This window comes from Thermomicrobium sp. CFH 73360 (assembly GCF_023806465.1).
Taxonomy (GTDB): Bacteria; Chloroflexota; Chloroflexia; order Thermomicrobiales; family Thermomicrobiaceae; genus Thermomicrobium.
This window is the reverse complement of record NZ_JAMSLS010000001.1, coordinates 579886-606173: the sequence shown is the minus strand read 5'-3', so window position 1 is coordinate 606173 and position 26288 is coordinate 579886. Positions and strand designations below refer to the sequence as shown.

General features: G+C 61.8%; 22 protein-coding genes. 7 read left to right on the top strand and 15 right to left on the bottom strand.

What is annotated here, in order from left to right; genetic code table 11:
* The first annotated feature begins 123 nt into the window (after window positions 1–123).
* Complete coding sequence (locus tag NET03_RS02720) at window positions 124–579, top strand: thioredoxin family protein (protein WP_503007981.1); 456 nt, start codon at window positions 124–126, stop codon at window positions 577–579.
* Window positions 580–765: 186 nt separating this feature from the next.
* Here NET03_RS02720 and NET03_RS02715 read toward each other — a convergent pair whose 3' ends face one another.
* Complete coding sequence (locus NET03_RS02715; RefSeq protein ID WP_252127350.1) at window positions 766–1860, bottom strand: MerR family transcriptional regulator; 1095 nt, start codon at window positions 1858–1860, stop codon at window positions 766–768.
* Between the two features lie 223 nt (window positions 1861–2083).
* Here NET03_RS02715 and NET03_RS02710 point away from each other — a divergent pair, with 223 nt between their 5' ends.
* The gene (locus NET03_RS02710; protein ID WP_252127349.1) at window positions 2084–3901 is read left to right on the top strand and encodes a globin-coupled sensor protein; all 1818 of its coding nucleotides are present in this window, start codon (window positions 2084–2086) and stop codon (window positions 3899–3901) included.
* Here NET03_RS02710 and NET03_RS02705 read toward each other — a convergent pair.
* Window positions 3858–5330 carry a CCA tRNA nucleotidyltransferase gene (locus NET03_RS02705; RefSeq protein WP_252127348.1) on the bottom strand — a complete coding sequence of 491 codons (1473 nt, stop codon included), beginning with the start codon at window positions 5328–5330 and terminating at the stop codon, window positions 3858–3860. The genes NET03_RS02710 and NET03_RS02705 overlap by 44 nt on opposite strands.
* Before the next feature lie 288 nt (window positions 5331–5618).
* Here NET03_RS02705 and NET03_RS02700 point away from each other — a divergent pair, with 288 nt between their 5' ends.
* The 4 genes from NET03_RS02700 (at window position 5619) to NET03_RS02685 (ending at window position 13942) form a co-directional block, all read left to right on the top strand.
* On the top strand, window positions 5619–11861 hold the full coding sequence (locus NET03_RS02700) for a PAS domain-containing protein (RefSeq protein WP_252127347.1): 6243 nt from the start codon (window positions 5619–5621) through the stop codon (window positions 11859–11861).
* Window positions 11862–12047: 186 nt separating this feature from the next.
* Complete coding sequence (locus NET03_RS02695) at window positions 12048–13127, top strand: HD-GYP domain-containing protein (protein ID WP_252127346.1); 1080 nt, start codon at window positions 12048–12050, stop codon at window positions 13125–13127.
* Window positions 13024–13392 carry an HD-GYP domain-containing protein gene (locus NET03_RS02690; protein ID WP_353655770.1) on the top strand — a complete coding sequence of 123 codons (369 nt, stop codon included), beginning with the start codon at window positions 13024–13026 and terminating at the stop codon, window positions 13390–13392. Before NET03_RS02695 ends, NET03_RS02690 begins: the two co-directional genes overlap by 104 nt.
* A 46-nt stretch (window positions 13393–13438) precedes the next feature.
* Window positions 13439–13942: a GNAT family N-acetyltransferase gene (locus tag NET03_RS02685; protein ID WP_252127344.1), complete on the top strand. Its 504-nt coding sequence runs from the start codon at window positions 13439–13441 to the stop codon at window positions 13940–13942.
* Between the two features lie 6 nt (window positions 13943–13948).
* Here NET03_RS02685 and NET03_RS02680 read toward each other — a convergent pair whose 3' ends face one another.
* The 13 genes from NET03_RS02680 to NET03_RS02620 all read right to left on the bottom strand — a co-directional run bounded on the left by NET03_RS02680 (window position 13949) and on the right by NET03_RS02620 (window position 24149).
* Window positions 13949–14119 carry a hypothetical protein gene (locus NET03_RS02680; RefSeq protein WP_252127343.1) on the bottom strand — a complete coding sequence of 57 codons (171 nt, stop codon included), beginning with the start codon at window positions 14117–14119 and terminating at the stop codon, window positions 13949–13951.
* A 244-nt stretch (window positions 14120–14363) separates the two neighbouring features.
* Window positions 14364–14756, bottom strand: a complete 393-nt coding sequence (locus NET03_RS02675; RefSeq protein ID WP_252127342.1) for a DUF2267 domain-containing protein — start codon at window positions 14754–14756, stop codon at window positions 14364–14366.
* A gap of 307 nt (window positions 14757–15063) precedes the next feature.
* Window positions 15064–15219: a hypothetical protein gene (locus NET03_RS02670; RefSeq protein ID WP_252127341.1), complete on the bottom strand. Its 156-nt coding sequence runs from the start codon at window positions 15217–15219 to the stop codon at window positions 15064–15066.
* Window positions 15220–15258: 39 nt separating this feature from the next.
* A complete protein-coding gene (locus NET03_RS02665) occupies window positions 15259–16119 on the bottom strand; it encodes an amidohydrolase family protein (RefSeq protein WP_252127340.1) in 861 nt (286 codons plus the stop codon).
* 10 nt (window positions 16120–16129) lie between these two features.
* On the bottom strand, window positions 16130–17113 hold the full coding sequence (locus NET03_RS02660) for an aldo/keto reductase (RefSeq protein WP_252127339.1): 984 nt from the start codon (window positions 17111–17113) through the stop codon (window positions 16130–16132).
* Complete coding sequence (locus NET03_RS02655; protein WP_252127338.1) at window positions 17113–17490, bottom strand: L-rhamnose mutarotase; 378 nt, start codon at window positions 17488–17490, stop codon at window positions 17113–17115. The genes NET03_RS02660 and NET03_RS02655 overlap by 1 nt, the downstream gene beginning before the upstream one ends.
* Window positions 17491–17508: 18 nt before the next feature.
* Complete coding sequence (locus NET03_RS02650) at window positions 17509–18261, bottom strand: SDR family NAD(P)-dependent oxidoreductase (RefSeq protein ID WP_252127337.1); 753 nt, start codon at window positions 18259–18261, stop codon at window positions 17509–17511.
* 17 nt (window positions 18262–18278) lie between these two features.
* Complete coding sequence (locus NET03_RS02645) at window positions 18279–19304, bottom strand: carbohydrate ABC transporter permease (protein WP_252127336.1); 1026 nt, start codon at window positions 19302–19304, stop codon at window positions 18279–18281.
* A gap of 10 nt (window positions 19305–19314) precedes the next feature.
* Entirely contained in the window at window positions 19315–20496 is a 1182-nt protein-coding gene (locus NET03_RS02640; RefSeq protein WP_252127335.1) for a carbohydrate ABC transporter permease, read from the bottom strand.
* Between the two features lie 22 nt (window positions 20497–20518).
* Window positions 20519–22051: an ABC transporter substrate-binding protein gene (locus NET03_RS02635; RefSeq protein WP_252127334.1), complete on the bottom strand. Its 1533-nt coding sequence runs from the start codon at window positions 22049–22051 to the stop codon at window positions 20519–20521.
* Window positions 22048–22872 carry an IclR family transcriptional regulator gene (locus tag NET03_RS02630; RefSeq protein WP_252127333.1) on the bottom strand — a complete coding sequence of 275 codons (825 nt, stop codon included), beginning with the start codon at window positions 22870–22872 and terminating at the stop codon, window positions 22048–22050. The genes NET03_RS02635 and NET03_RS02630 overlap by 4 nt, the downstream gene beginning before the upstream one ends.
* Window positions 22873–23672: 800 nt before the next feature.
* Window positions 23673–23849 (bottom strand): YtxH domain-containing protein, encoded by a 177-nt coding sequence (locus NET03_RS02625; RefSeq protein ID WP_252127332.1) that lies wholly within the window; start codon window positions 23847–23849, stop codon window positions 23673–23675.
* Between the two features lie 6 nt (window positions 23850–23855).
* Entirely contained in the window at window positions 23856–24149 is a 294-nt protein-coding gene (locus NET03_RS02620; protein ID WP_252127331.1) for a hypothetical protein, read from the bottom strand.
* 555 nt (window positions 24150–24704) lie between these two features.
* Here NET03_RS02620 and NET03_RS02615 point away from each other — a divergent pair.
* Complete coding sequence (locus tag NET03_RS02615) at window positions 24705–25997, top strand: ABC transporter substrate-binding protein (protein ID WP_252127330.1); 1293 nt, start codon at window positions 24705–24707, stop codon at window positions 25995–25997.
* The last annotated feature ends 291 nt before the right edge of the window (window positions 25998–26288 follow it).

Genomic DNA, 26288 nt, shown 5'->3' with positions numbered 1-26288 from the left:
CTGGGAGGTCCACCGATGATCGCTTGGCGACGCAGCCTTCCCCAAGCACTCGAGACCGCGCAGCGAGAACGCAAGCTGGTGCTCGCCTACGTGTGGAAGGTTGACTGACGAGGGTGTGCGCGGCTGGAAGCCGCGACTTTCAGCGACCCACGCGTCGTGGCGGCGGTCGAAGAGCGCTTCGTGCCGCTTTCGCTGGATCTCTTTCAGGATCCGCGCCAATGGCTGCGTCCACTCGAGGTCATTTGGACACCAACTATCCTTTTTCTCGATCGACGTGGTGAGGCTCGGTACCGGAGTCCAGACTTCTTGCCTCCCGATCTTTTCCTGGAGCTTCTCGATCTCAGGGAGGGACACGTCGCACTCTCTTGGGTCTGCTTCCAGAAGGCGAGCGCGCTGTTCCGCCGGATCGCCGAACGTGAACCGCCCAGCCCCTGGTCCCCAGAGGCTGCGTACTGGTGGGGAGTGGCTGTGTATTTGGCAACACGGTCTCGCCCAGAGCTTGATCGCGTCTGGAACATCCTTCGCCTGCGCTTTCCGAACACGATCTGGGCGGCCCGGGCAATCGTTGACGAATGGTGAGGATTCACAGCAGCCTGACGAATTCTGGCCGATGAAGCGATGCATGGAATGGACGTCAGCCCTCAATAGAGGACCGGCATGAGAGCGCGAGGCAGTGCGTGAGGCGGCCGGCGACACTGATTGGAGCGGAGAGTCGCACTGTAGGTTATCGATGCGGGTGTCGGAAGATCTGCCGCACTGGGCTGGTCAGGCTGGTGGCTGTTCCTCTGGGTCGCTGGTCATCAAATGGCGTCTCTGTTCCTCAAGTGCCCGGGCAACACGGAGGAGGCTCTGCGTCAGTTCACTGATGCGCTGGCTTAGCCGATCAACAGTTTCCGCAAGCTGGGCATCTTTTTCAGTAGCGGGAGTGACTTCTCCAGCTCGACTGCGGAGCTGTGCCTCGATCTCTTGTATTGCAAACCCGGCACGGAGTTGCTCGACGATCCAGCGTAGTCGCTCGACCGCTTGCGGCGGGTAACGACGCGACCGTCCTTCACCAACCACGGGGAGATAGGGTGCGAAGCGGTCTCGATAGTACCGCACAGTTGTCTCTGGCAGGCCGAGCCGCTGGGCCACCTCGCTAAGTGTCAGAAGACGGTCAGAATCACGAGTGTTGGGGGGTGGCAGATCGGCTGCGCTATCCTCCTCGAGCACCCAGCCGATCGTGTCAGCGAGGTCTTGCGGGGTGGCAGGTGTTCTGTCCGGTCGGGTGAAGACCGGTGCGTCAGGAGGAGCGGCGGCTTTGAGCGGCTCGAGAGAGCGCCAGATGATCCCGGGGATCACACAACGCATTGGCCGGTCATGATCGTCAAGGCAGAGCGCAATTCCTTCCCCGTCACGTTGCTGAAGGTCTTTCCAGCGGAGGTGCGCGATAGCGGGTAGGGGGCAACCACAGCCGACGAGCCACAAAAGGAGTTTCAGGCGCGGCTCAGCCACCCGCAGTGCAGCGGCCAGATGGCGGCCTCGTTCTGTTGTCCGTACCACTGGTGGGGGTGCTCCGGCTGGTCGTACGAGTGTGGGAATAGTGTGACTGAGATCGTGCGTCGTGACTCCCCGTTCGTGGAGAAAGCGGAGAAAAGAACGGACAGCGGCAAGCTTGCGTCGCATCGTCGCTGGTGCTAGATGACGACGCTCGAATGTCGCCAACCAACGCCGGATCGCCACCTCGTCCAGCTGGGCGAAGCTCCCGCCGACTGCTGAGAGGAACTCTTGCACGTCATGGATATAGGCGCGACGCGTTGCCGCAGGACGACCGGCGAGCCATTCGTCGATCGCGCCGGTGAGCAAATTTCGATCCTGCACCGTCTCCCTCGCTGTTCAGTCTAATGAACGAACGTACTGCTGAGATCCCACTTCTTTCCTAGGAGGGAAGACTTGCGGGAACGACGTGTTCTTCCGTTATTCACGCATGAACGCCTAGTCCGAAGCGAACGGATAACGGGCGTGTTTCTCAAGAATCATGACTTGATAGTAGCAAATATGGCTGGTTCCGGTCGATCGGGCCTCAGAAGGGAGGATTATCACGATGCACAACCCATCACGCGCAATGACCCGTGACCTCGCCACGCAAATCCGTCTCACCACTTCGGGTTTGGCGCAACGGCTCGCGTTCCTTGGATTAACCGCGCAGGAACAGCGGGAGCTGGCGCGCCTTGCCCCCTGGGCGGAGCGCGTGGCAAACCGGATCGCCCAGCGTTTCTATGACTTCCAGTTCAGTTTTGAGCCGACCAGGCGCTTTTTCGAGCGATACGCTCAGGCGCACGGGATGTCGCTTACCGAGGTGCGGCGCCGACTGGAGCGAACACAGGCAGAGTACTTTCTCGAGATCTTCCGTGCTGCCGGAAGCGGCTACGACCTCCCGTACTTTCAGCGGCGGCTGCGGATCGGTGCCCGCCACAACGTCATCGACCTCCCAATGAAGTGGTATCTTGGGAGTTACGGGCGGTACCTCGACCTCATCCGTACCGAACTCCGGCGGAGCTTCCCGCTCCAGCCGTGGCGCTGGTGGCGCGTCGAACGCGCGCTGGTCAAAGTCTTCAACCTCGACATGCAGGCCGTCGTCGATGCCTTCTTCTTCGAGTATCTCGATAGCGTCGGCTTCGACCTGCGCTCTGTGGAGCCGGAGCGGCCAGAGGACGATCTCTCGGACCGTTACCGAGAACTCAAGACGGCTGTGCGAGCAGCGGTTCTCGGGCTCCAACGTGCCACGAGTGTTGCAAAAACGACCAGCGACCGACTTGGTGCGGCGAGTCAAGTTCTTGCTCATGCATCAGCTGAAGCAGCGCGATCGGTTCAGCTCGTGGCGCAGGGCGCGACGCAGCAGAGCGAATTCCTCGGCCTCGTCGAGCGAGCAGTCGATGAAGTGCAGCGCGCGGTTGCGGAGATTGCCCGTGGTGCTGCGGAGCAACAGCAGGCGCTGCGGCGGCTGACCGAACTCGCTCAGGCGCTCGCGGAGGCGATTCACGCTGTGGCAACCGGAGCACAGGAGGGGGTCGCTGCCAGCCAACGGAATGTGGAGGAGGCGAGTACCGGTAGCGAAACTGTGCGGCGTGCCATCGCATCCTTGCGCAGGTCTGGAGAGGGGATTCGCCAGGTCGGTGCGCAGATCGACGAGATGGTAGGTCTTTCGCGGCGGATTACCCTGATGGTTGAGGCAGTCGATGAACTGGCACGCCAGACGAATCTCCTTGCCTTGAACGCGGCGATTGAGGCAGCACGAGCCGGCGAAGCCGGGAAGGGTTTTGCCGTTGTCGCCGAGGAGGTTCGTAAACTGGCTGAGCGTTCAAGTACGACCACTCAGGAAATCCGTGGACTCGTCGAGGAAATTCTGCGCACACTGGACGATCTGGTGGCGGTCACTGCGACTGGTATTCGCGAAGTGGAGGACGGTATGACGCTCGCTGGTGAAGCAGAGGCCGCTCTCCAACGCTTGACCACGAGTGCCCGTGACATCGGTGAGCGGATGGGTACGATTGGTGCGGCGACGGTCTCGATGGCACGAGCGAAAGAGGAACTGGTCGGGGAGATCGAGCGGGTCGCACGGGTCGTAGAGGGACATACAGCAGCGACCGAGCAGGTGGCAGCCACCTTGAACACGGTCACGCAGCAGGTGCGCGAAGTCGCAGCGACCAGCCGGGAGACGAGTCATGCGGCCGAGGCGTTGGCAGCCCTCGTAGCGCAGCTCCACGCAGAGACCGACCGCCTCGGGAGGGTAACGGAGGAGACGAGGACAACCGCGCAGCAGCTGGCGAGCGTTGCTGGTTCCTTCCGGTGGCTCGACGAGGAGTCCCGCGACACGGTCAATCAACAGCCCCGCGAGATCGCTGAGCTGCCTGTGCGATGATCTCAGGATGCTGAGCAAGCCAGCGCTCGGCGAGCAGGCGAGCAGTCTCCTTGTCACCCGGGGCGAGCTGTCCTTCGATGACGAGTTCACGAAGGTAGCTTTTCACCTCGGCGATCCAGCGTCCTGGCGGCAACCCGAAGATCGCCATGAGTTCATGACCATCCAGAGGACTTTTGATTTGCGCCAGTGCCGCTTCTTCCTCGAGGCGTCGGATGTGCGCCCGGAGGCGCGCGATCCGTGCGGCCGCTTCGCGGCGCCGGGTAGCACGTGCGCTGGTCACGTCGGCCGCAACCAGATCAAGAAGGTCGTTCAGGAGATCACCAGCCTCGACCATGAGGCGACGGACTGCCGAGTCGGTCCACGTCTCATCGTAGGCAGCCGGACGAAGATGCAGCTCGACCAGCCGTGCCACGCGCTCAATGAGCGTCTTCTCTTGCCGGAGGCGCCGCAACGTCTTGCGTGCCAGATGTGCGCCCTCGATCTCGTGGCCGAAGAAGTGGACTTCGCCACGCTCGTCGATCGTCCGCGTCATCGGCTTGGCAGCGTCATGCAAGAGGGCAGCCCAGCGCACGGCGAGACGCGGTGGGCTCTGTCGGACGACCTGTAAGGTATGGCGCCAGATGTCCTTGTGACGCCGGTCGGCCACGTCCTCAGCCAGGGGAACGAGTTCCGGAAGGACGAAGGAGAGGAGCCCAGTCTGCCGCAAGAGCTCGAGGCCACGGTCAGGCTCCGGCGCGAGGAGCAGGCGGTTGAGCTCTTGCGTGATCCGCTCAACGCTGACACGCTGGAGTTCGGCCGCGAGTTCCCGGATCGCTGCTCGCGTTTCCGGCTCTACCTCGAAGCCGAGTTGCGCGGCGAATCGTGCCGCTCGCAGCATCCGGAGGGGGTCTTCGTGGAAGCGTTCCCGTGAATCACCGACGGCACGCAGGAGTCGGTGTTCCAGATCATGAGACCCACCAAAGGGATCGACCAACTCCCCAGTCACCGCGTGGACGGCGATCGCATTGACTGTGAAATCGCGTCGTGCCAAGTCCTCGCTGAGGCTGTTGCCAAAGCGGACGGCTGGGCGCCGGTCCGGCGTTGGGTACCACTCGGTGCGGTACGTCGTGATCTCGACCGTGATTCCGGCGAACACCAGGCCGATAGTGCCGAACGCTTCGCCGACAGTATAGATGCTGTCGGCCCCGGCTTCCTGCCCCAGTCGCTTCGTCTCCTCCGGGGGTGCTGAGGTGGTGTAGTCCAGGTCTGTCACCGGTCGGCCAAGCAGGAGATCGCGTACCACCCCGCCGACGAGGTAGAGCTCGTGGCCGGCGGCGGCGAAAACCCGTGCCAGCCGATCGTTGATGTCGTGCAAAGCGGCAGGAAGCCGGTGGAGCACCGAGTCATGCGGTTGCGTTTTCAGATCAATGGCCTGTGGCTCTCGCACCATTCCTGCCTCCGGCACACTCAGCGATTGTACCCGAGCCGGCGCCGCAGCCGACCAGCCTTGACTCATGCCGCGCTGGCCGGGTGCGCGCAACCGGAAGGACGATGGCAGACCTTTGTTGCGTTCCGAGAACATTCACACCCACTTCAGTCATCCCCTTTACTGGCGTCAGAAATTTGGGACGAATCGGTCACCAGGAGAGCGATGTCCTCGTCGACAATGTCTTTGGATGGGGTCGGACTCATCCGGGTATACTGGTGGCCCGGTCGGACACTGTGAGGCGATCGCATCGTGCAGGCCGCGGTCTCAACGACGATGACGATTCTCCTGCGCCTCGATGCGCTGGGGCGGATTACTGCTGCAACGCCCCCGGACGCTGCACTCCTCGGGCGCGCGGTGGTTGAGCTGGTGCCCCTGCACGAACGTGCGCAGGTTGAGGCGCTGCTGGCCGCAGCTCGGCGTGGCGAGCCGGGGTGGGCCGAGCTGACGCTCACCCTCTCCGACCGAATCCAACGGTGTGAAGTCGCAAGCGTGCCAGGGGAATTGGCCACTGCGAGCTGGCTGCTCCGACCGCTCGCTGACCGCTCTCGCCCACCACTGGACGATCCGAGTGCATTAGAACGCTGGCTCGGTCCGTTCCTAGTTGAGCATGTGGAGATCGGTATCCTGATCTTTGACCCAGATCTCATGCTCCGCTACGCGAATGCGATTGCGCGGCAACTGCTCGGCGGTTGGGAGTCTGGGGCCTCGTCGGAATGCTCGTTTGCCGACGTTGTCATGCTCTTCCGGCAGCGATTCGCCGATATGGAGTTCATTGATCGCCTGCGCCAAGCATTCGCCACAGGGCAACCGCTCCGGCAGCTTGAGCTGGAGCGCCGCGATGGTGCAGTGATCGAGCTCGACTATCTGCCGGTTCGGGAGGACAGCCATCTTCTGGCTCACGTCGTGCGGCTGCGTGACATCTCGGCGCGACGGGCGAGCGAGCGACGGGCCGCAGCTGCTGAGCAACGGTATCGAGAACTTGTGGAACTCCTGCCAGTGGTCGTGTACCGTGTGCCGATTGATGACCGGAGTGAGCCGAGTTACATCAGTCCGCAGATCGAGCTGTTGCTCGGCTATACCCCGGATGACTGGCTCCGCGTTCGCGGCCGGTGGTTCGAGCATCTCCATCCGGCGGATCGTGACTGGGTCGTACAGGAAGTCGAGCAGGCAATCCGGGACGAGCGCCCGTACTCGTTGCGTTACCGCATGATTCGGCGTGACGGGCAGTTAATCTGGGTGGAAGATACTGCACGTCTCAGCCGAGAGCGGCAGGGCAAACGCTACCTCCACGGGGTCGTTCAAGACATCACGGAACGGATGGAGGCAGAACGCGCTCGCGAGGAGGCAGAGCAGCGTCTGACCTTGCTGTTCCAGACGATGCCCGCGGTCATCTACGCCACCGATCCGGAGCCGGAACTCGCGCCCTCCGGGATGCCCTCTTACCGCTGGCAGTATGTCAACGAGTACATCGAGCAACTCACCGGATATCCGGTGAGTGAGTTTCTCGCTCGCCCCGACCTCTACGTCTCGCTCATCCATCCGGAGGACTGCGAGCGGGTACGCGACGAGTCGCTGCGGACCGATGCGACCGGGGAGCCGTTCGCACTCGACTATCGGCTGGTCCGAGCTGACGGGTCGGTGGTCTGGGTGCGTGAGTATGCTCTGCTGTTACGTGATGTGACAGGGCGCCCGCTCGCGTGGCAAGGGGTGATCGTGGATGTCACCGCGCAGAAGCGGGTGGAGGAGGCCCTGCGCGAGGCTGAGGAGCGTTACCGGACACTCGTCGAGCAACTGCCGGGGGCCTTGCTCGTCGTTGCGGCGCAACCGAGCTGGCTCTCTGATGGGGTACCAAGCTTCGAGTTGGTGTATGTCAGCCCGCAGATCGAGCAGCTCAGCGGGTATCCACCTGGGGCATGGGCCGAGCCAGGGCTCTGGATGCGACTCATCCATCCGGATGACCGGCCGCGTGTCCTCGCTCGTCTGGAGCGTTGTCTGCGCGAGCTAGGCAGCCAGACGGTGGAGTACCGGCTTGTCCGAGCCGACGGACGTACGGTCTGGATTCGACACGAGGCGACGCTTATCGTTGACGAGCACGGTGAACCGCGCTTTTGGCACTCGCTCCTGCTCGATGTGACCAGCGAGAAGCTGGCAGAGGAAGCGGGCCGGGAGGCCGAGGAGCGTTTCCGCCTCTTGGCCGAGCATCACCCGGCAGCGGTGACGATCGTCGAACCGGAGCCAGTGCCATTGCCAGACGGCACGCTGGGCTGGCGGACGCTCTACTGCAGTCCGCGAATTGTCGACTTCACAGGGTACACGCCAGAGGAGTGGAACGAGCTCGGTGTCTGGATGCGGGGGATTCACCCAGACGACCGGGAGTGGGTGCTCGCGGAGGCACGCACCTGGTACACGAGGGGGCCGACGCAGCCGCTCGAGTATCGTTTCCGGAGGAAGGACGGGCGCATGGTCTGGCTACGTCAGGACGGTGCGCTCGTCCGCGACGCGCATGGTCGACCGCGATATCTCTATCTCATCACGCTGGACATCACTGAGCAGCGGGCACTGCTCGAACGACTCCAACTAGCCGAGGAACGCTATCGCACGCTGGTGGAGCAGTCGCCGGGCGCGGTGCTCATCCGGCCGCTCTTCCCCGAAACCTCAATGTTGGTCACGACGGAGCCGTATCCGTACGTGAGCCCGGCCATCGAGCGCTTGACCGGCTTCACATCCTCGGAGTGGCACACCGGGTTGTGGCTTGAGCGACTCCATCCGGACGACCAGGAGCGTGTGGTCAGTGCGATGACCGAAGCAGATCGCACTGGTGCCCCGATTTCCATCGAGTACCGCTTCCGGAGGAAGGACGGGCGCGTCATCTGGATCTGGAGCATTTCCCACGTTATCCGTGCCTCTGATGGCTCGCCACTCTACCGTCAGGTTTTGCTGACCGATATCACAGAGCGCAAGCAAACCGAACTCGCCCTGCGCGAGGCTGAGGAGCGCTACCGGACACTCGTCGAGCAACTACCGGGAGCGGTGATCCTGCGCGCTCCGACCTCGCGTGTTCTACCCGATGGTGCGCTGGCCTACGACATCCATTACGTGAGCCCGAACATCGAGTGGTTGACCGGCTTCACGGTCGAGGAATGGGGACAACCTGGACGCTGGTCAAGGCAGCTTCACCCAGAGGATCGCGAGTTCGTGCTCGCGGCGATGCGAGAGTCAGAGCGGACCGGGAGCCCGCTTGACCTCGAGTACCGGTATATCCGGAAGGATGGACAGATCATCTGGATCTGGCACATCACACGAGTTATTCGGTCACCTGACGGGAGGCCATACCAGCGGCAGGTCCTGCTGATGGATGTCACGCGACGTAAGGAGTCGGAACTCGCCCTTCGGGAAGCCGAGGCACGGTATCGGGCGCTGGTCGAGCAGCTTCCTGGCGCGGTGTTGATCCGTTCCGCCTTCTCCGAAATCCATCCGGATGGGACGCGGCACTACACGTTCCACTATGTGAGTCCAGGCATTGAGCAGCTAACTGGGTTCACGCCGGACGAATGGCTGGTACCGGGAACCTGGACGCGTCAGCTTCATCCAGACGACCGCGATTGGGTCTTTACGGTGATGCACGCCTCAGAGCAGGCCGCTCAACCGCTCGACATCGAGTACCGCCTCTACCGGAAAGACGGCTCGCTCATCTGGATCTGGCATCGGACGAAGGTGATTCATGACGCCGAAGGACGCCCACTCTACCGTCAGGTACTGCTGACCGATATCACTGCGCGCAAGCGAGCGGAGCAGGCCTTACGCGAGGCTGAGGCGCAGTACCGCACGCTGGTAGAGCAGCTGCCGGCTGCGGTCATCCGCGTAGTGCCCTATGCGCTGCGTCTGCCGGACGGGATGCCTGGGTACGAGACCTCGTATGTCAGCCCGCAGATTGAGGAAGTCACTGGATACACACCGGAAGACTGGAAAGTTCCAGGGATCTGGGCGCGCAGTTTGCACCCAGAGGATCGGGAGTGGGTGTTACAGGCATTCTGGAGACATGAAGAGACCGGAGAACCACTCCGCCTGGAGTACCGATTCCTGCGGAAGGACGGCCGAACAGTCTGGCTCTGGCACGAGGTACGGGTGATCCGTGGGCCAGACGGTGCGATCGAGGCCCGGCAAGCAGTCCTGATGGATATCACCGAGCGCAAGCGTGCCGAACACGCACTCCGTGAAGCGGAGGAGCGTTTCCGCACGCTGGTGGAGCAGCTGCCGGCAGCACTGGTCATTGTGGAGCCGCGGGCGGAGTGGCTGACGGATGGGCTGCCGAGTTTTCAGACCCGGTATGTAAGCCCGCGGATCCTGGATCTCACGGGGTATACCCCAGAGGAATGGCAACAGCACGGTGTCCTCATTCGATCGATCTATCCTGACGACCGGGCGAGAGTGCTGGAAGCGTTGGGGCGCCTGGAGCGTACGGGCGAACCAATCCGAGTCGAGTACCGATTCGTTCGTAAGGACGGGCGCATCGTCTGGCATCGCAATGAGACTTGGCCAATCCGAGACGCGAGTGGCACGGTCCACTCCTGGCATGCGCTGATCATTGATATTACGCCCGAGAAGCAGGCCGAACAGGCGCTGCGCGAAGCCGAGGAGCGGTACCGCACGCTCGTCGAGCAGTTGCCAGCCGTGGTGTATGTCGAAGGCGCGACGCCAATGCGCTACCCAGATGGCCGGATCGATCGTCCACTCCTCTATGTCAGTCCGCAAATTGAGCAGCTTACGGGCTATTCACCAGAGGAGCATCAGCGAGACCGCTCGCTCTGGGTTCAGGCTATTCATCCTGATGACTACCCACGCGTGCGCCGGGAGACTCGTGAGGCTTGGGTGACTGGCCGCTTCCACAGCGAGTTCCGTATCGTTCGGCGTGATGGTGAAGTGCGTTGGCTGGAGAGCACGGCTCGCCTGATCCGCGATGCGGAGGGAAAGCCGCTCTACTGGCAGGGTGTGATGCTCGACGTGACCGAACGCAAACGGATCGAAGAGGAGCTCCGCGCCGCGGAGGAACGCTACCGAACGTTAGTCGAGCAGATACCCGCTGCCGTGATCGTTACCTCGGCGACACCGGTGTTGCTCCCGGATGGAACACTGCACTATCCGGTGACGTATCTGAGCCAGCGTATCGAAGAGGTAACGGGGTTCAGCCGCGAGGAGTTCACCGCAACTCCTGGCCTTTGGTTCAGTCGTATGCACCCGGACGACCAGCCTCGGATCTACGCCGAGGCAGTCCGAACCGATGAAACGGGCGAGCCGTTCCAGGTCACGTACCGTTTCCAGCGGAAGGACGGCCGGTGGGTCTGGCTGGAGAATCGTGCGGTGCTGCTCCGCGATGCTCATGGGAACCCGCTCTTCTGGCACGGGTTGCTCTTGGACGTGACTGAGCGTAAGCAGAGCGAAGAGTTGCTCGCCGCCCAGACTGCCTTACTTCGTCTCATCGCGGAGGCGGCTCCACTGAGCGAAGTGCTCGATTCGTTGTGCCGGTTCGTTGAAGCGCGGGCGTCAGGCATTCGCTGTTCGGTGCTCCTTGTGGGGAAGGATGACCGACTGTATCACGGTGCAGCGCCGAATCTGCCATCCGAATATGTGGCAGCCATCGACGGCCTCCGGATTGGGCCGAATGTGGGGAGCTGCGGAACGGCAGCTTTCCTCAATCGATCAGTTGTCGTGGAGGACATCGAAAGCGATGTACGGTGGGCAGAGTACCGGGAGATTGCCAGGCGATGTGGTTTCCGTGCAGCGTGGTCAACGCCGATCCGCGATACGACCGGTGGGATATTGGGGACGATCGCACTCTATGCCTCCGAGCCACGAGCTCCGCGGCCGGAGGAAGAGCAACTCGTAGAGTTGGCGACGCAACTTGCGGCGCTCGCGCTCGAGCGCTGGCGCGAATCGGAGGATCTGCGACACCGAGCTTTCCACGACCCGCTCACCGGTCTGGCCAATCGTCTCCTGTTCCTTGACCGCGTGGAACACGCTTTGGCCCGAGCGCAGCGCGATGGCAGTGGGCTCGCCGTCCTCTTCATCGATCTGGACGACTTCAAGCGAGTCAACGATACATGGGGGCACGCAGCGGGAGACCTTATGCTGCAGGAGGTCGCGCAGCGTCTCAGCTCGCATCTCCGGGCCGGCGACACGGTAGCCCGTTTTGCCGGAGACGAATTCACGGTGCTTTTGGAGGGAGTCACGAACCCTGAGGAAGTGCAAGGGATTGCAGAACGGTTGCTGCGTGCGTTGGATCGCCCGTTTGACCTCCAAGACACCTTCGTCCACGTGAGTCTCTCGATCGGCGCTGCACTGGCAACGGCAGCACCCTATCCGGATAGCGGAACCCTGCTCTTGGCGGCTGACCAAGCGCTCTATGCAGCCAAGCGACGTGGAAAGAACACCTTTGATATCGCGGTCTTCTCGAAAGACTTTGATCCCCTTCAAAGCGGAAATGGGAAACAGTAGACGCGACCAGGAGCCGGCGCGTGGCCAGGCGAAGCGAAGGCGTTTCGAGCAGAGGGTGGACTGTCGGATCGCTGCTGCCGCTTGCCGTTTTGGCTGTGCTGCTCTCCGGTGTGCTGCCCGATGAGCCGGTGGTCGTTCCAAAGGCGCATTTCCTAAATAGTCTCCACGCTCGCGGCGCTTTCCTGTTTGCTCGCTGTACTTGTTCTGATTGGCGCTGCCCACATCGCTGATCTTCGAGTGCTCGCGCTCGCCCTCGCATTCCTTACGCTGTCAGGACTCTTCTTTGTGCACGGACTTGCGACGCCAGGCATCATTGCTCCAGATCCCAACGGTTGGGTAGGTGCTACCGCAAGGATAGGGCTGTTCGCGGGTGCGTGGTTCTTGGCTGCGAGCACGCTGGAGGAGCGTGTCGCGATTCATCGGACACTCCTTCGCCTGCGCGGCCGCATCCTGCTGGTAACGAGTCTCCTGCTCCTTCTCACCGGTTTTGTCGCTGTTATGGATCTGGTCACACTCCGCGTAATGGGTCCGCTGGAGAGGGCGCCACTCCTTCAGGCGGTGGGGCAGGCAGTGAGAGCGCTGAGCACAGGATGGACTACCGTCAGTTTTGGAGTGGCGAGTATTGCCTTGCTGCTCATCACTGCGGTTCATTACTGGCGTGTCGAACGGCGCTGGTCGAGCCCGCTCGTCCGTGGTCTGCTAGTTGCGGGTGTCTTCCTCCTGCAAGCGCAGGTGTCGTTGCTGCTCGCGCCAGTCTGGCATGTGAGTTGGTGGGAATATCACGTGCTTTTGCTACTCGCGTATGCGGTGGCCTTGATTAGTTTAGTGCGGGAGTATGCCTTGCACGGCACGTGGCGTGGGGTCGTAGAGGGGCTGCTCCTGCGCGACGCACTCGAGCATTTGGAACGTGGGTACACGGAGGTCATCGCGGCACTGGCGGCGGTAGGAGAAGCGAAGGATGTCTACACGAAAGGGCATAGTGTGCGTGTTGCGCGTCTGGCAGCGCTGATTGCCCGCGAACTTGGACTTCCTCCGGAGCGTGAGCGGATCCTCTATCAGGCTGCAATTCTCCACGACCTGGGGAAAATGGAATTCCCCCAGAGTTCTGCAGAAGCCCGGACCGCTGACGCCGGACGAATTCGCGCTAGTCCAGGACCACCCAATCCAGAGTTGGGAGATCGCGCGGCAGGTCCGTTCCTTTGCGCCGATGCTGCCAGCAATCCGGTGGCACCACGAACGGCTCGACCCCGATGGGCTACGGTGTGACGGTATGCCGCTCGGTGCCCGTCTTTTGGCTGGGGCGCATATTTTCGCTGCGCTGACGTCAGCTTGCCCATACCGTCCCGCGCTGTCCGTTCCTGAGGCTCTGGCAGCACTCCGGGATGAAGCAGGAACATGTCGCGACGCCGCCTGTGTTGCCGCGCTTGAACGCCTCGTAGAGCGTCATGGGTCAGCACTCTTGACAGAACGGCTGGCCGACGTCGAGTCGTTGGTGAACCAGACGCCGAGTGAAGCGCGGTCCGGTGCGTGAGTATCTTGCCGTCAGGGTATCATCATGCCCTGCGGAGGGAGGAACGGTGGCCGGGCATACGGTCCGCTTAGTGACGATCGAACGCATTGGCGGCCGCGAACTCTGGATACAGCCGGCGACATTGCGTGACCTCTGGCCGTTGGCACGTCTCCAGCGCACATGCTTTGAGGCGCGTCAAGCCTACAGTCTCTTCGCGTTGCTTGCGCTCTGGCTCTGGCCAGGTGTGCACGTGTTGGTGGCACGCGTGGGCGATGAGCTTGTCGGATGCATCGTCGGTGATCAGCGGAACCAGCATGCCCGGGTCCTCAACCTCTGCGTACGGCCTGACTGGCGGCGGCGAGGTGTAGGATCGGTTCTGCTCGCTGCGCTCGAGCGTGAGTGCGATGCGGAGCTCTACACCCTGATGGTGGAAGACAAGAACACACCAGCCCAGGCGCTCTATCGCCGCTTCGGATACGTGCCGGTCGCCGAGGTACGTCACTACTACGGGCGAAATCGCCACGGCGTCCTTATGCAGAAGCGCCGTGGCGAGCGCTCCTCCTGGCAGTAATTGCGCCTACCAACAGCGACCACTCAGACAGATAGAGCCTTGGCCGGGGTTGTGAAGCATGAGGGCGATTCCTGCACCCCACACCACGACGAAGAGCAGCGCAAGGACCACCGCAGTGAGCACGATCGCGCGTCCACGCGGCGTCAATGGCTCCGGCTGCATCCCGATGAAGCCCATATCCAGCCCCTTCCATTTCTTCCGCGCCGGATTGTAGCGCGCCAGCGCACAGTTGTCTCGTCCTACGCCACGTCTTGCGAGACGTGCCAGGCTGGAGTGGTCTTGGCAGGCGTCGGGTGAGGTGGCAGGAGATTATGGACCCCCTTCGTGGAAGCTCAGGAGCAGAAAACCACCCACGCCAGGCCTCAGAGACTCCACCCCTCCTTGCAGCGAGAGCCGACTGTTCATCCAACGATGAGTGACCTCAGCGCGGCCCTTCCCATTCGAACAGTGGTGCGTACTCGGGGCCGAGTTGATGTTTGACGTCGTCCATTTCGCCAGTGCTCACCGCTTCCTGGACCACGCTCATGACGGCGCGGGCCCAGAAGGCGGCTTCTGGCATCGGCGCGTGCAAGCGCTCGGCGACGCGCTCATAGAACTCCTTCAACGACATGTGCCGGCCCTCGCCAGCATGCGGGTATTCGAGGATGTAGTCCTTGACGATCATCGGGAGTTGGGCTGCCAGGTCCTTGGCTTCACCGCCAGCAAGTCGTTCGGCCAGGGTCTCGAGGACCGCGCGTGTCACCCGTTCGGCTTCACCCCGGGAGGCCAGGCGTGCTCGATGTTGCACTTTGCCGATAAACTCGTCGAACTGCATCGGTGCTCCCTCCCCGTGATTCCGGTCGCGACGCTTCTAGCATGCGACAGAATAGCGTTCTCCGCAAGGGGCGAGAGGACCGAGGGTCGATTTTGTCTGGTCCAGAAATGCGTGAGCCTTTTGGGACGCGTCTGCGGGCACAGTGACCCTGGGCTGTCTAAAGAGTTCGGTCGTCTCGAGGCGATGCGTCGTACGCACCAGGGACTGCACGCGGTTGGTGCTTAGCCCCCTGAGAGAGCGACTGCACGACGCGAGTGGGTTCCTTGGTCGACCGGCATCCTGGTGAACCGTTCCGTTGCACGGGGAGTCAAGCGAGAGCAGAAGCGATCGCATCTGGCAGCTGGTCCGAGTCGTTGCGGTCGCCGGTAGGCTCCTGCCCGAGACTGACGATGTTCTTGCTGTCCTCACTCTGGTGCAGCCGCGCGATGTTGCTGCGGGATCCGATCCACGGCTCTTCGATCATCCTCCGTCGGCCCGTGCTGTGAGCTTCTGTCCTGATGCTTTAGTCCGCGAGGCGGTAAACTCGCCGGGCGTTCCCGCCAAAGACTGCTGCCCGTTCCGCCTCGCTCAGTGCGGCCGTGAGTATCTGGTAGGTACGGAAGGTTGTCAAATAGTCGGCGGCTAATGTTGCGACCGGCCAGTCGCTGCCCCAGAGAAGTCGGCGGGGGCCGAAATACTCGAGCGCGAACTCGACGACCGGTCGGATTGCCTCGGCCGTTGGGTTGGGTCCGGCCTCCGTGAGAAGCCCAGAGAGCTTGCACCACACGTTCGGATACGGGGTCAGGGCGGCTATCTGCTCACGCCACTGCGCAAGGTCACCACTCGCGATCGGTGGCTTGGCGAGGTGATCGACGACCACGGTCAGGGTCGGAAAGCGCTCGGCGAGGCGTGGGACATGTGGCAGGTGCTGGACGCGAACCAGGAGATCGAGTGTCAAACCCCGCTCGGCGACAGCAGCGATGCCGCGCTGGACAGAAGATGAGGCGAGCCAGTCAGGATCAGGCACGTTCTCGGCGGTTGCTCGGACGCCGCGGAAGGACGGATGCTGCTGATAGCGGTTGAGCTGCTCACCGACATCGGGCGCTTCCAGGTCAACCCAACCGACAACGGCGACAATCCAGGGATGCCGCTCTGCAAGTGAGAACCACCACGCGTGATCCCACGCCGAACGTGCAGCCTGAACGATGATGATCTGGTCAACACCAGCTGCTTGGCGTTGGGGATCGAGGTCTTCGGGGCCAAAACTTCGCCGGAGTGGACGGAGTTGTTCTTCAAGTTCGGGGGTCATCCAGTAGAGGTCAGATCGTTCGATGTCCCAGAAGTGAATGTGCGTATCGATAACTGGAGTTGTACCAATCGGCATTTTGCCCGCCTCACTTTCCGGTTGTGCTGACCAGCTGTCCAGTCTGGGGATCGTAGGGAAGTAGCGGGACGGCCGCGAGTTCTTCCCAGACGATGTCCGGGATGGGCCAAGTCGCGAGTCGCAGCGTGTCTTCGACCCGCTCTGGCCGGCTCATGCCGACGATAGTGGCGGCGATCCGCGGGTCGCGCAAGGAGAACTGCAGGGCTACGGCAGCGAGCGGCACGCCGTGACGTGTGCAGATCTCTTCCAATTGTCGTGCACGCTCGAGTTCCTCTGGATGCGCCTGTCGATAGGCGTAGCGTGGATAGGCGGACGGTCCTTTGGCTAGGAGACCGCTTCCGTAGGGGGCTGCATTCACCACTGCCACGCCGAGCTCGTTTGCTCGCTGGATCAGCGGTTCTGCGGTACGGTTCAATAAGGTATATCGATTGTGGGTAATCACCACCTCAAAGAGGCCGGTCTCGATATAGGCCAGGAGCATATCGATCGGCCCGGCAGCAACGCCAATGTGCTCGATGAGGCCGGCATCGCGCAAAGCGAGCAGCATCCGAACTGGCCCCTCTGGTGCCAACGCGTCTGAGACGCTGAGACCAGCGTGTTCTGGATCGTGAAAGTAGACGAGCTGCAGCTTTTGAAGGCCGAGCAGCTTCAGACTGCGCTCGACTGAGCGGCGGACTTGCCACGCGTCAAAACGGCCCGTCGCAAGATCCCGGTCGGCCTTGGTGGCGAGGACGTAGCCAGGTGGAAGTCCACCGAGCTCGCGGAGGACAAGGCCGATCCGGCGCTCGCTCTCCCCGTCACCATACGCTGCAGCGGTGTCCAGAAAGGTAATCGGGCTGTGGAAGATCGCACGCAGGGTGGCCAGTGCCTGCTTTTCGGGGACGGAGTAGCCGAAGGTCTCCGGCATATTGCCCAGTGGTGCACATCCGGCACAGACGATGCTCACCTCGAGCCCGGTGCGTCCGAGGATACGGCGGGGTAGTGCTGTACTCATCAGGAGACCTCCTGCCCTGTAGCCGGGCCGGAGCGATGCTGTGGCCAGTCGAGGTCGAACACCAGCGCCATTGGTGCCCACCATTCATCCGGGTTCGCTTCCGGGGCCCGTTCCTGGAGTGTTGCCATCAAGCGGTTCCATTCAGCAGAGACAGGATCCTCGTTGACACGAGGGAAATCGCGTGCCAAGTCGAAGGTATCGTCTGTCTCGATATACATGAAGAGACGTCGGCCGCGGAGAAAGATGCGCATGGTATGGATTCCCACCTCCCGGATGCGAGCGCAGACCTGCGGCCAGACTGCCTGGTGATACTGAATGTAGGCGGCGATCGCGTCTGGGTCGTCGCGGAGACAGAGTGTGAGGCCGTAGCACTTCATGGCGCATGACTCCTTTACTTACTGCGCCAGCCAGCCGCCGTCGACGACCAGGATGCTGCCGGTGACGGCTGCTGCCTCGTCGGAGGCGAGGTAGAGCGCAGCGGCAGCGACCTCTTCCGGTCGAACCAGCCTTCCCATGGGTTGCCGGGCTTCCAGCGCGCGTCGGGCAGCCAGAGGATCCGGCTCGCGAGCCACGAGGCGCTCGACCCACGGGGTGTCAACTGTACCGGGACAGATGCAGTTGCAACGGATGCCATCTTTCACGTAGGCGATGGCGATCTGCTTGGTGAGTGTGACGACCGCGCCCTTGCTCGCACAGTAGGCAGCACGCTTCGGGATACCGATGAGGCCAGCTACTGAGCCGATGTTGATGATGACGCCAGAGCGACGAGCGAGCATACTGGGCAGTGCATACTTGCAGCAGAGGAAAACCCCGCGCACGTTGACCGCGAAGACTTGCTCCCATTCCTCCAGCTCGGTCTCGACGATGTCCTTGGTCGTGCCGATGCCGGCGTTATTGACCAAGATGTCGATGCGGCCGAAGCGGGCGAGGACACTGTCCATGAGGGCACGGACGCTTGTCTCAGCGCGGACGTCCACCTGGTAGGGGAGGATGCGATCCGGTGCGAGGAGGGCAGTTGCCTCGGCGGCCTGAGGATCCAGGTCAGCGGCGATGACGGTTGCGCCCGCTTCTGCAAAGCGATGGGAGATTGCCCGGCCAATCCCTGATCCGGCGCCGGTGACAACGGCGATACGGTCACGGAGTTGCATTGGCCGTGACTCCTCTCTCAACCACGTACCGCGCCGAGCAAGAGCCCACGCGCGATGTACCGCTCGAGCACGATGGCGAGTGCAATCACCGGCCCAATCATGAGGAGGATCAGGACGGACATGTACCACCACTGTGGGCCGCGGGTTGCGTTCTGGGCTGCGACAAGGAGAGGCATTGTCTGCGCCTTCGCGCTGCTGAGGAAGAGCGCTAGGAGGTATTCATTCCAGGCTAGAACGAAGATGAACAAGAAGGTGGCGACCAGCCCCGGCAGCGAAAGCGGCAGGACGATACGCCAGAGGATCTGGTAACGGTTCGCCCCATCGATAGCAGCGCTTTCCTCGAGTTCGAGCGGGATTGTCCGAAAGTAGTCACGCAGAAGCCACACCGCGATCGGCAGGTTGGCTGCGACATACGCGACGACCAAGGCAGGTCGGGTGTCGAGCATCCCAAGACGTTGGAAGAGGATATAGATCGGAATGACGATCGCGACCGGTGGCAGCATGCGTTGGGAGATCATCCAAAAGGCGATGTCGGCGTTACCAAGTCGTGGACCGCCAACACGGCGAAGTGCTCCCGCTCGCGCGAGCGCGAAGGCTCCGAGTCCACCGGCTACGGCGAGCTGCCACGGCAAGCCCAGCTGGATGCCGACAGCAGCAAGGACAGCAAAGCCAAGAAAGAGAAGCGCAGTCGCCAGTCGGACACGGTAGGTGAATCGACTCAGCCCGTACGTCGCTGCTGCCCCGAACATGAGCGTGAGGATGGAGCTCGTAACACCGACGACGACTGTGTTGAGATAAGGACGCAACGTGTCATTCCCAAGGTCGACGAGGATGTATCGCCAGGCGTGGAGAGATGGCTGAAAGTCCGCAAATGGGATGTAGGTCGGCCCTTCGTTCACGTGCACCGGGAGTTTGAATGCGGTGATCACCAGCCAGTACAGCGGGAAGAGGACGACGAACGTCCAGAAGCCCAAAATGAGGTACGAGATGATTGCTCCGAGCGGGGTAGGAGTTGTCGGGCTCGTGCGCCAACGGAGTGCCATGCGATCCCTCCTAAAGCGCTTCGGTCAACCGACGATGCACAAGTCGCACGTAGGCGATACCAACGAAGGTCACAACGAAGAGCAGCGAGTAGGCGACAGCGGCCGACGTCCCGTAGTCAAGCGAGCGCCAGAGGACGTAGGCATGGAGCGTGAGCGATTCTGTCGCGGTACCAGGGCCGCCGCCAGTCAGAACGTTCGGCATGTCGAAAATCTTGAAGGCCTCGATGAGGCGGATCAGAATGACAGTACTTGCCACGGGGCCGATCTGCGGCAGTGTGATGTGCCAGAAGATCTGCCATCGGTTGGCACCGTCCACGATTGCGGCCTCGATCGGCTCGGGAGACTGGCTCTCCAGGGCGGCGAGCAAGACGATGAACATGAAGGGTGTCCACTGCCAGAGATCGCCGATCATCACCGCAATCCGCGCACCCCAGGGGTCGTTCACCCAACTGACGTTCGCGTAGCCCAGCCAGTTGGCGAGCGGTGCGAATGGTCCCTTGCCGGTATCGGTAAGCATGCGGAACGTGTAGGCGACGCCAACGGGTGTGATCATCATGGGGAGAAGGAAGACAACTCGGAAGAACCGACGACCAGGTAGCTGTTGTGCGCACAGGGCAGCGAGGAGCAGCCCTACAAGGAACTGGAGGGCCACGCCACCAAAGACATAGGCCCACGTGACGACGAGTGTGCCGGGTCGGCCACCGGTGGCGACGACAGTCCGAATTGCGAGCCAAAGCGCGAGCAGCCCAGCAACCGCGACAACGGTGTGGCCGGCGATACGGGATACGCTCAGCGGTCCAGTGCGGAGTGAGCGCCAGAGCAGGACAAGCCCGATGGCCGCCAAGACCACGAAGGCGAGCCAGCCGCCGAACCCGAGCTCCCCAATGCGGCCAAGGAAGTGCTCCTGTTCCGAGCCGAGAAGAAGCTTGCGATAGTTCAGCAGTCCAACGAAGTGAATGCGGAATCCACCAGCCACTGGTTGGAAGCGCGAAAGCGAAAGGTAGAGTGAGAAGAGGAGTGGGAAGATCGAGAGGACAAGGATAACCAGGACAGCCGGTAGCACGAGCACTGCACCGGCTTGCCGGTCCGCCCAACTCACGAGTGCCTCTCGAGACCAGGGGATGCGGCGGGCCGGAGCCGCCACCGCATCCCCACGTCGTTGTGGCGTCGTCACTGGTGGGATACCACGCACAATTCGCGCTTCCCCTTCCGTATCAGCGGATGCTGAGACTCGAACGATAGGCTTGCTTCTGCTTCTCGCGGCCTAGTTCGTCAGTAATCTCGTTCCAGCCCTTTGTCAATTCCTCCATCGCCTGTTTGGTCGTCAACTCACCAGCAAGATAGCGCGAGAGAACCGTGTCTAGCACAACCCCCTGGTAGCGCTGCGCACCCGGAATGCGCAGATCAAGCACCATGTTCGGACTATTGAGACTGTCCTTGATCGCTCCAAGGTAGTTTCGTGCTGCGGCTTCGCTCATTCCTGCTTTCACCCAGAGGTCAATGTTCTCAAACTGGGAGATCCGGTACGGGTTGAATCCGGTCTTGCCAATTGTTACATCGACATTTGCCTGTGCAGGCTGGCTCATGTAGGAGAGGAAGGCATATCCGGCATCCTTCACTTTGGCGGGGGCGTTCTTATTGATCGCTCCAGACCAACCACCAAACGCTGCATAGGGGGAATGGTTTATGCCGTTGATTGCGTGCGGGCAGGTGTTGGCGTCGCAGGCGACGAGTTTGCCTGCCTTGCGATCGAGCACTACTTTTGTGCCCGGGAGAATGATCGCGCCCACCTTGTCCTTGACCTTAGACTGCTCGGGATCGATCGCGAGCGTGCCGATGTCACCCCAGTCCAACGTAAGAGCGCAGCGTCCAGTGACGAAGGCTGCGCGGCTGTCGCCAACGTCCCAGTTGAGCTCGTCCGGGGGGCCGTACTTGCCGGTCTCCTTGTAGATCTCCAGTGCGCGTTCAAACGCCTCGTTGTTTGTCAAGGGCTCCATGGTATCGACATCAAAGAATGCGCCCTGCTGCGTCCCTTGGCTCTGCAGGAAGGAGGCCGCGATCGACCAGAACATCCAGTAGCTCTGTGCTCCGCGGCGCTTGGCGATCCCAGAGCCAAAGTCCGGAACACCATCGCCGTTGAGATCCTTTCCGTGGAAGTGCTGTGCGATCGCCAGATAGTCTTCCCATGTTTCGGGAGGCTTCAGCCCTTCGGCCTCGAGCAGGTCTGTGCGGTAGTACACCATTTGGAAGTCACCGTCGAGCGGGATCGTGTAGATCTTCCCGCCGTAGGTCGCGCTGAAATTCCGGAAGAAGGGCGCAATATCCTCCCACTGGAGCGCAGGGTCAGCCTCGATACGTGGCGTGAGATCTTCTAGATACCCGGGCTCCACGTAGTCTGCCATCCATTGGGGAGCGAAAACGATGACATGGTAGCTGTTCGTGCCGGTTGTAAAGTCGGTGAGGATCTTCTGGTAGAGGTCGGCGAAGGGGACCGTAATGACGTTGATCTTGGCGCCGGTGAGTTTCTGAAACTCTGGAGCTCGTCGCTGCAGCGGCTCGGCGATCTGTGGCCCGGTGAAGGTGATCACATTGACCTCGACCCCTTCGAACTGCATCCCGGCCGCTGGTGTTCCAGCTGCGGGTGCCGGTGTCGGTGTTGCTTCCTCCCGGCGACAAGCGGCCAGTAGCGCACTCCCCGCTGCGATTGTGGTCCCCAGGAATTGCCGACGAGACAGGGTGCGTGTCATAGTCCTACCCTCCTCCTCATCTCGATCTGTTCCACCAATCGATCTCCACCTAGAGCGTCGACCCCACCGTGACCCAAGCGCCGCGAGAGTTGCCCAGCTGCGTGCAGAACAGCAGCGATGAGTTCTTCACTGCGTTGCGACGTGATCCGCGTCACTGGCACAGAGATGCTGATGGCGGCGATCACAGCCCCGCTCGCGTCACGGACTGGTGCGCCAAAACACCAGACGTCGGGCAGTGTCTCGCCGCGGTCCACGGCGTAGCCTTGCTCGCGCACGCGTGCTAACTCAGCACGGAGCGCCGCCGGGTCGGTGATCGTCCGCGGTGTCAACGCGACCAACGGCCCCTCACTGAGCAGGCGCTCGAGTTCCTCTTCCGGCAACCAGGCCAGCAAGCACTTCCCAAGTGAGGTGGCGTGTGCCGGTAAGCGTGTCCCGACCTCGGAGGCGAGGCGTACCCACTGGGTCCCTTCCTGTTTGCCAATGTAGAGCACTTCACGCCCTTGCAGAACAGCCAGCTGGATCGTTTCGCCTAGTTCACGGGCAAGCGGACGTGCCACGTCCGTAAAGGCGCGGAGGAGGTCGCTTTGTCGCGCGTAAGCGCCGGCAAGCACCAAGACATGTGGACCCAGCCGGTAGCGCTTGGTCGTCTCCTCGCGCACAAGGAGACCGGCCTCAACAAGCGTTGTCAGAACCGGGTGGAGCGAGCTCTTCGGCTCGCCGATGGCACGTGCGAGTTCGCTTAACGTCATGCCATCACTCGCTCGGGCGAGCGCATTCAGACTTGCGACCGCTCGCCAGACTGCCGGTGACTGACCACGCATGCCCACTCCTGTGTTGTTCGATATATCGAAAACTGTTCTTTTTCTCGAACTATCTCCATCCTAAGGGTGGTGTCGGCCGCTGTCAAGACCTTGTGACGAACAAGGCCCTGCGAGCACGATGGGGACGGTGCGTATCCCTGACGCTCTCGTCTCTGCGGGCAAAGGTGGTGTGTCCGAGGGCAGGCCGTCCCTTCGGAAATGGATTGACTCGGCGGTGGCTGGGCTTCACCAACTACCCAACGGCAGAGGTCAGAGCGGTTCGCTCGGTTCAAAGTCTGTCAGCCTACTCAGGATCATTGCGGTTGCTTGTGCCTCCGCATCTCCCCGGACAGCCATCTTCGGGAACGGTGCGCTGGCGTGGCTGCCCGGAGTGATGCACAAGCAGCGAGTCGTCAGCGCAGCCGGCGCTTTGTGGTTCATCACCCGAGGTTGCCATGGGTTGCGCACCCGGTTTGCGAGTCTCTTGCCAACGTAAGGCGCTGTTCCGCATATTCCGCAGCTGACACACGAGAGACAGGCCAAACTGCCGCGGGTGGCAAGTAGTGCACAGAGAACGAGGCGTTTCGTCTTTTGTGCGATGAGGCACTGCTCCGGATCCGAACAGGGACATTTTCTGCCATTGCGGGAGCACCTCCGATCGTCTTACCCTTCTGCCTCTGCGGAGCCGCTTCTGTACGGTGAACGTTGTGGGACGATGGTGGTCGCTGGACTGGAAAAGACGAAGGGTGCAGCGCAAATTCTTGCACTGCACCCTCTGGGGTCGGGACTCAACGATGACTTCTCAGCTGCGCGCCAGGTCGTCAGCTCATGGTTCCGCTGAACCGCTCTCTGAGTTGTGCCGCGCGTGCCTCGATGCAGCCCATGACCCAGCGGACCATGCGGCGACGGAGTTCCTGACCGCTCGCTGGCGCAAACAACAGCCCAAGCAACAGACCCCACGCGAAAAACTTGGCGGCAGTTCGCAGACGTCCCAACATGGGTGCTCAGCCCTCAGACTGCGTCATCACGCTTGTCGGTTCAGGCTCTTCGCGCTTCGCCTCTGGTTGCTCGTCCTTCCGTGTGGCAAGTATCTGGCGAACGGACCCGACCTGCGTCCGGAGTGCGACAGCGACCTGCTCGCCTTGCGCGCGTGCCCGCCGAACAAACTCGTTGGTGCGTTCTCGCCAAGCTGGCAGCAACTCCTGGCGCTTCGGGACGATCAGCCAGACCGCCAACGCGCCGAGCACAGTGCCGAGCGCGAGGCCACCGACGAAGCTGCGCAATGTTCCTCGTCGCATCGTAGACCTCCCTCCCGGAGTGGCCTCCGCCATGGATCGAACCGTGAAGATCACACGATGGCAGTGTAACCGGTCGAATTGCGCCGTGCAACTGGCCGCAAGTGGGCTGCAACGATGCTACGGACGCAGGTCGCTCTGCGCGCTCAGTAGCTTGGGATACCGTGTTGCCATCACCGGTCGCTTCGGAGACAGGCTCCCAAAGTACGGCCACCATCCCGACCTCCCATTCGGTGCAGGGAATGACAGCGGCGTCCTACGCTGAGTATGACCATGGTTCTGGGTTGCGAAACAGGATAACAGAGGCAAAGTGAAAGCTTAACCGGTATCGTGGAGGTATTCCTCAGCAAGAGAATAGTTGTGCCCATGGCTGACGCGGAGAAGCACGGGGTCTCACCTTGCATGCGGCACCGGTGCGCGATCTGTTGAGTAGTCCTTGTAGGGAAGGCTTGTCCGTTGATTGGGGGCGTGCGCATCTTGACGCTGAATACTTTAGTCATTAATATACGAGAGTTGATTGCCCGCCCTGATTCGGCCGGGGGAATGAGGGGAGAAGACATGGACGAAGTACGGATGTCCCGACGGCAAGTGCTCGCGCGCGGCGTCATTGTGGCCAGTGCGCTCCTCGCCGCATGTCGGTCGGCGCCAGCGACAGAGGAGAGGAGCTCCTCTCCAGCCTCTGGCGCGACTATGACACCGGCTGTGCCAGAAGCTCGAAGCACAGCGGCGGCATCGAAGCCATCGAGCGACCCGGTGCGGATCGGTATGATTGTCGCGCTTTCGGGGCCATTTGCCTCACTTGGAGAGAATCTCGTTCGTGGCATTCAGCTTGCCCTGGACGAGCTCGGCACCGAGGTCGTTGGTCGGGAACTCCAACTCAAGGTCGAGGATACAGCCGGCAATCCGGATCAGGCGCTGGCCAAAGCCCGGCAACTCGTCGAACGAGAACGCGTGCACATCCTGACCGGCGTAACGTTGAGTAGCGAAGCTGGAGCTCTGCGTGACTACGTCGTCTCGGCTAGGGTCCCACTCATCGTGAGCAACGCGGGATTGCCGGGGTTGACCCGCGATCCGAAACTGCGCAGCCCACTTCTCTTCCGTGTCTCATTCGCCAACGGCCAGCACGAGGCACCGTTCGGCCAGTACGCCTACGAGCGGCTTGGCTATCGCCGCGTGGCACTGACTGGACTCGACTACTCAGCCGGGCATGACAAAGTGGGAGCGTTCGCTCGACGTTTTCAAGCCTCTGGCGGCGAGATCGTCGGCGAGGTGTATGCACCAGTGGATACCCCTGATTATGGGCCATACCTCCAGCGTCTGGCTCAGCTACCAGCCGATGCGATCTTCGCGTTCTACTCGGGTGTGGACGCAGTGCGCTTTGTCCAGCAGTATACGGAGTTCGGGTTGAAAGACCGCATCCCGCTCTTTGGCTCCGGTGATACGGTTGATGAAAGTATCTTGCCAGAGCAGGGCGAGGCTGCTCTTGACTATGTCAGCTCTTCGCACTATGCAGTGCTCTACGATTCCCCAGAAAACCAAACGCTCATCCGGCGCTGCCGCGAGCGTTTTGACACACAAGCGAACCAGTTCGTCTACCAGGGGTACCTGACTGGCCGAGTCATCGGCGAGGCTTTGCGTGCTACTCACGGGGCGATCGAGGACACGACGGCTTTCCTCGAGGCGCTCCGGGCAGTCCGGTTCACTGGGCCGACCGGTGAGTTCCGTTTCCATCCCGAGTCGCAGGGAGCTGTCATCACAGTCTTCATCCGACGTGTCGAGCTCTTACCGAGTGGTGACTTCGGGAATGTCGTCCTTGATCTCATTCGTGACATTGATGATGTCTCGTTTTGAAGTATGAGGGCGAGTTCATGTCGTTCGCATGAGAGGATGACGTGCTTTGCCAGGTGTATGCCTCGGACTTTGGCGGTGACGAGACTGGCAGAGCTGTGCCGTGCTTCTCCGCGATGAGAGTTCGCTCATGCGTGTTCAGGTGGCCTCCTAGTACTGAAGATCCGTGCCGCTCGGGTTCGCCGCGTGCTGCACGAGAAAGCTCGCGATCGCGCATTGAAGGCGCTCTGGATGGAGCAAGAGGAACAGGTGGGGAAGGCGTTGACTCTCTGCACTTTTGTTGTCGGCGATTCG